The sequence below is a fragment of the Pelomonas parva genome (genome assembly GCF_043555835.1).
GTDB lineage: Bacteria > Pseudomonadota > Gammaproteobacteria > Burkholderiales > Burkholderiaceae_C > Pelomonas > Pelomonas parva.
Genome location: NZ_JBIGHV010000022.1, coordinates 1 through 4,525, shown reverse-complemented (window position 1 = coordinate 4,525; position 4,525 = coordinate 1). Strand labels below are relative to the sequence as shown.

Sequence of the window (4,525 nt, the reverse complement as noted above, 5' to 3'; positions counted from 1 at the left end):
GAAATCAAACGTTATGTGCAGCGCGTCATCGCCCTTGACGCCCGCAACGCCAGCATTCACGGGGCCTGCAGCCTATCGGTATCGGAGACCTGCACATAACTGAGCACTGTGCATAAGTGCCCAAAGCGGAAACTCGCCGAATCTCAGCACCAGGCTGATCTGAGTCGTTCCCGCGTCGTTGCCTGAACGGCACCAACGACCTCCAGCAGCCGTAGTTGGGCCGAACACTTTTTCGCAGCGATTGAAATCAAGAGAACTATGCGCCGCGACGAAGCAACCGGCTGGGTGTGTCCGGGAGCGTCATGCAAGCCCGGAAGCAAGACGGTGAAACGCCCCCGGTTAGCGCCCACGCTTGCAAAGGTTGTAGTCGGGCGTGATGCCCCCGTCCGGCGACTCGATCGACAAACAGCCCAGCAGGCTGGCGAACAGCTGCTGGTGCGTCGCGGGCAAGCCGGCCTGCGCCCGTTGCCGCAACTGGTCGAAGGCCTCACGGTGGACAGGATCAGCCAACAGCGCTGGAGAGCCCCAGAACATGAGGGGCGAGCGGCGCTGCTCCGGCGGTGCGATTGCGCGCGGCGTGCCATGGAAATGCACGCCATCGCCGATCGATTCGCCATGGTCGCTGGTGAACACCACCAGAGCCTTGCGGTCACGCAACCGGTCGAGCAACTGCGAAAGCACATGATCCCCGTACCGCACCGAGTTGTCGTAGGCGTTCACCAGCTGCTGTGTACTGCATCGGTCATCCGCGTCGAGGCACTCCGGCGTCCAGCGTGCGAACGATCGCGGGTAGCGTTGGCTGTACAGGAAATGCGAGCCCTTCTTGTGCAGCACGATCAGGTGCCGGCCCTCGGGATGGCGCCGGAGGGACGCATCGACCTCAGGCAAGAGCAGCTCGTCATACACCGCCCGTGGCGCCACGCCGGCCGCCTCGACGATGATCTCGCGCATCTTGTAGAAGTCCGGCCCCACCCGATGGTAGAAGCCAACCTCGCTTTGCATCGCGAACAACTCGATGCTGAATCCGAGTTCGCGGAACACGCTGAACACCATCTCCTCTTCAATGCGGTCAGGGTCGAAACCGTTGCCAGTGACAACGCCCTCGGGACGCACGAACATGCAGGCCAGCGACAGGCGCGTTGACGTGTCGCAGGACAATGCACGGAACGACACCAGGTCGGCCTCCAGGCTCAGCTTGGGCGTGGTGTCGCGTGCATAGCCGAGCAGCCCTAGGTGATCATGGCGCGTGGTCTCGCCCACGACCAAAACCACGGTCACATCGTCTAGCGGTGTGCGTTCCCGGTAGCTGAATTGCTCGGCGGGGTCGGCCAGCCGCCCCGCCCTCAGGGCGACCGTGGTCCGGTTGGCCACTGTCATGCCGACACCGGAGAGCCAGTTCGTGGGCACGTAGCGATGCGCGACCAAGCCTGACACGCTGACCGCCGGGCGCCCTTCCTCCTGAGCAGCCTGGTAGCGCACGGTTGCATGACTGCCGGCCGCCAGCCCGAGGGCGGCGGAGAACACCGCCAGTCGCCCGCCCCACACCCTGAAGGCCCCTGCGCCGTTCAGGCGAGGCCGGAGACACCAGCGCCACCAGGCCAGGAGCGGCGCGACCCCAAAGGCCAGCATCCACAGCAACAGCTCATGTCCCAGCTTCTCGCGTGACAGCGCCTGGTCGCTGGCCATGACGGCCTGGACAATGCCGTAGCCGATCACCACGTCGTAGCGCACCATGTAGTAGCTTGCCGCAGCAGACAGCAGCACCATGAAGGCCCCGGCCGACAGCAGGACGACGCGCCCCAGGCAAGCCAGCAGCACGGCGATCAGCAGGCAGACGCCTAACACCATGCCAGCCTCCGCCGCCACTGTGATCCAGGCTCCCAGCCCTGCGACTTCTTTCTGCATGGTCGCGAGGCGTTCCGACAGTTCAGGGGCATTCAGACACAAGGCCTGATAAACGGCCAGCAGGAGCGGTGCCACGAGGGGCGCCGGCGCCGCAGAGGTAGATGGGGGAGGGAAAAAAATGCTCAGCATGGATGGGCGCGCCAGAACCAGCGCGGCGCGGATGGTACCGAGGCCCGCCCAGTCAAGTCGCCAGTGCGCAAGTTTCCCCACCCCACGTGGCAATTCACGCCGCCGAGACCATCACGTCAGAATCCAAAGCCTGATCCCGCACCCAGCAGCGTCGCTATGCCCAACACGGCGAATATCGCTGCAGCGATGGAATGCACTAGCTTCATCGGTATCCTGTTGGCGAGTTTGTCGCCGATGAACACGGCCGGCACGTCCGCCAAGAGCATCCCCAACGTCGTTCCGATGACAACCCAGACCGGGTTCGCGTAGTGCGCTGCCATTGCTACCGTGGCGATCTGTGTCTTGTCCCCCATCTCCGCCAGGAAGAACGTCAGCAAAGTTGCGCCAAAGACCCCGAATCGCTTGGCGACCTGCGTCTCTTCCTCCTCGATCTTGTCGGGAATTAGCGTCCAGATGGCCATGCCGATGAACGAAGCACCCAGCACCCAGCGGAGGATTTCAGGGGAGACCGCTGAGGTGATCCAGGCGCCCAGGGCGCCAGCGATACCGTGATTCACGATGGTGGCGCACAAGATGCCTGCAATGATGGGCCACGGCTTCTTGAACCGTGCAGCCAAGATGAAGGCAAGGAGTTGAGTCTTGTCGCCAATCTCAGCGAGAGCGACAACACCAGTTGAGACGAAGAGTGCTTCCACGAACGTTCCTCGGCCGGTTCAAAGACGAATGACCACCTCGCTTCCCCGGCCAGTGCGGAGGCGATGTGGTCAAAGGTCTTGCCAGGTCAAGAAACTGCTGACGCCATGGCCTACCGGCCAAGTGTGTTGACGTCAGCCTCTTCGAGCGAAGAGCGGCTACTCCCCAATGACAGCCGTATTGTCGCTCGAGATCCGATGTGCCAGGCAGAAGCAGCCAGATCCTGCACAGCAATGCGCCACGGGGATGCGGCTCTACAGCCAGACCGGACAGATGCTGCAGGCTCCGGTCACGGTCGACGATAGCGACCGCCAGACCCATCTGACCTTCTCCGCGCCTTACCCCATAAAAGCAGCAATTGACCGCAACCTCGGAAGCACGAGGGCTTACGACTGAAGATTGCGCAACTGGAGGAGTTGCTCCCCAAGCCGCTTTAGCGGCAACGCCTGTTTTGCAGCGGGCGGCGCCGTCCGCGGGGGTACAGGCAACTTCGCCGACCAGCCAGTTACGGTGTTCGGCGAGTTTCCGCTTTGGGCACTGACCTGCCCCCGAGGCGCGGACCGGCACGCCGTCGGCAGCTTGGTGCCCAAAGCGCAAGCTCGCCGAACTGCGGCAGCAAGCTGGGAGCAGACTCTCGACAGGCCGTTGCCAGGTGATGTCCAGGGTCTCGTCCAGTGAAACGCTTTCCACGCAGACCTATCGGGGCCTCCAAGCGGTCAGAAAACTGTCGAAAAACTTGACACCTTCGCGCCGGACCAGCGACCGAGTGGGCCGCACTTACGGGGGCACGACGTGTATGGCTCGCGGCTTGCTTACGTGTGACGATGAACAAACTTTTCAAACTCTCGGCCTTCTGGTTGGCACTGATCGCCGGTTCCGCGAATGCGGGGCCGATCGGCATCAGCGGCTTCAGCGGCAACGAGACTGTCACTACGTTCGACAACCTGAACTTGCCGTTCCAAAACACTGGAGCGCTGCAGCTCGATGGCAACACGTTCGCCACAGACAATAACCAATTCCGCTACCTGAAGCCCGGCGACTTCTTCCAAGACTGCACCAGCGAATGCATCGCGAACAATGCAGAACTGGGCTGGCTTGAAGTGCGGTTGGGCAGCCCAACCAACCGAGCCGGCGCCCTGGTCGGCGGCAGGGGCTATGCCGGCTTCGTCGATTTCTTCGACACGGCTGACAACCTGCTGGGTAGCATCAATTTTGGCGGTAATCCGGCTATTGTGTTCGTGGGCTGGGAAGACCTTACAGTCGGCATCGGCCGCGTGCGCTTTACCGACACACGGCCAGATAGCCGAATCCTGCCCCTGGACGACTTCCGCTTTGAAGCCACCAACGCTGTGCCGTTGCCCGGAACGTTGCCGCTGGCAGGCTTGGCATTGCTGGGCATGAGGTTCGTGCGCCGCCGCCAAGTGGCGTGATCGGCTAGAAAGACAACCCGCCCGGGGACGGGATGACAGGCGCAGCGGAGGGCAGCTGATGGTCATCGCGCGGCAGCGGGTTCCGACCCTCCAGGTCCTAATTTCCGTTGAAGGGCACGTCCCAGTGGTGCGACGGTCACTCGTTATCCGAGTGGGGCAAGTGACCGGTGCCGGCGGCAGTCGTCGTTGGTCCGCCAAAGCTCAGCGGCAGCAGTCAGCCTGTTGCTGCGGTTCGGCGAGTTTCGGCTTTGGGCACTTATGCACAGTGCTCGATTATGAGTAGCTCAGTAGGTGCTCGTGCGACATCTCCCTCGTGCGGGGGGCGTGCCTGGGCTTCGAAACTGTCCATAGTTTCGTCATGCTCAAAG

4 protein-coding genes and 1 riboswitch are annotated in these 4,525 nt (G+C 62.6%); of the genes, 2 read left to right on the top strand and 2 right to left on the bottom strand.

Annotation, left to right across the window (positions count from 1 at the left end):
* Window positions 1–339: 339 nt before the first annotated feature.
* Together eptB and ACG00Y_RS28735 are read right to left on the bottom strand one after the other, a co-directional pair.
* Window positions 340–1,980, bottom strand: coding sequence for a kdo(2)-lipid A phosphoethanolamine 7''-transferase (gene eptB, locus ACG00Y_RS28740; RefSeq protein WP_394485074.1), 1,641 nt, complete (start codon window positions 1,978–1,980; stop codon window positions 340–342).
* A 170-nt stretch (window positions 1,981–2,150) separates the two neighbouring features.
* Window positions 2,151–2,729, bottom strand: a complete 579-nt coding sequence (locus ACG00Y_RS28735; RefSeq protein ID WP_394485072.1) for a TMEM165/GDT1 family protein — start codon at window positions 2,727–2,729, stop codon at window positions 2,151–2,153.
* A 4-nt stretch (window positions 2,730–2,733) separates the two neighbouring features.
* A riboswitch (yybP-ykoY riboswitch) is annotated at window positions 2,734–2,906 on the bottom strand.
* A 1-nt stretch (window position 2,907) separates the two neighbouring features.
* Here ACG00Y_RS28735 and ACG00Y_RS28730 point away from each other — a divergent pair.
* Both ACG00Y_RS28730 and ACG00Y_RS28725 read left to right on the top strand, forming a co-directional pair.
* Complete coding sequence (locus ACG00Y_RS28730) at window positions 2,908–3,123, top strand: hypothetical protein (protein ID WP_394485070.1); 216 nt, start codon at window positions 2,908–2,910, stop codon at window positions 3,121–3,123.
* 428 nt (window positions 3,124–3,551) lie between these two features.
* Window positions 3,552–4,157 carry a PEP-CTERM sorting domain-containing protein gene (locus ACG00Y_RS28725; RefSeq protein WP_394485068.1) on the top strand — a complete coding sequence of 202 codons (606 nt, stop codon included), beginning with the start codon at window positions 3,552–3,554 and terminating at the stop codon, window positions 4,155–4,157.
* The last annotated feature ends 368 nt before the right edge of the window (window positions 4,158–4,525 follow it).